The sequence below is a fragment of the Vibrio sp. L85 genome (assembly GCF_963871815.1).
Classification (GTDB): Bacteria; Pseudomonadota; Gammaproteobacteria; order Enterobacterales; family Vibrionaceae; genus Vibrio; species Vibrio harveyi.
Genome location: NZ_CAWMYL010000237.1, coordinates 1 through 691, shown reverse-complemented (window position 1 = coordinate 691; position 691 = coordinate 1). Strand labels below are relative to the sequence as shown.

Below are 691 nucleotides of genomic sequence, written 5' to 3'. Positions count from 1 at the left end.
TCTTTCCTTATGCAAGGCAAATTGCCGCTGGCAGCAAAGCTGAGCGGTGTGTAGTGGCTAGAAAGGGGAAGTAAAGTGGAATTAAAAACCTTGCTGTCACAAGGCTTACAATAGTCTGGTTAAGTTTTTGAGGAGCGCTAAGTCTCGCTAGTTTCTATCACAGACGAACTAAAGACTTGGTCTAGCTTATGGGGTAGGAGCATTTTTTATTCTTAGTTTGTTCATTTTATCAGCAAAATCAATGAAGTCAGCAGAGGGTTCTCCAATAGATTGACAAAAGTGGTCAATGCAGTTCTGTATGCACTCTAATACATGATCATGCTCTGATAATGTGTTTGGTGCTCGAACAGAAAGTTGGTCATGTGTTATTGTCAATATCTCTTCTAATGCTTGTTTAAGCAAATTGTTGTTGTGGCGACAATCAAGTAGAGATCCTGCCATTATGTTGATGGCAAATAAAGTCATTCTATTGAGTTCTCGATATGCTTCTTTATGTAATAAAGTGGTTGGCGTATTGGTCAGTCTCTTTGTTGCTTCTTTGTTAACGAGCTTCCAATACGGTTTGTTAACGCCATGGTCACGAGTAAAGTTCGCGACGGTCGTCTCTTCCCAGTATGGTCTATCGATAAAGTGGTGCTTTAACTCTTCTATACACCAGTTGACGTCTTGTTCAAATGAGGGATTAACAATG

1 protein-coding gene is annotated in these 691 nt (G+C 40.1%); it reads right to left on the bottom strand.

Features of this window, described 5'->3' with window-relative positions; genetic code table 11:
* Positions 1-186: 186 nt before the first annotated feature.
* Positions 187-690, bottom strand: a complete 504-nt coding sequence (locus AACR11_RS22555) for a hypothetical protein (protein WP_079325137.1) — start codon at positions 688-690, stop codon at positions 187-189.
* Between the last annotated feature and the right edge of the window lies 1 nt (position 691).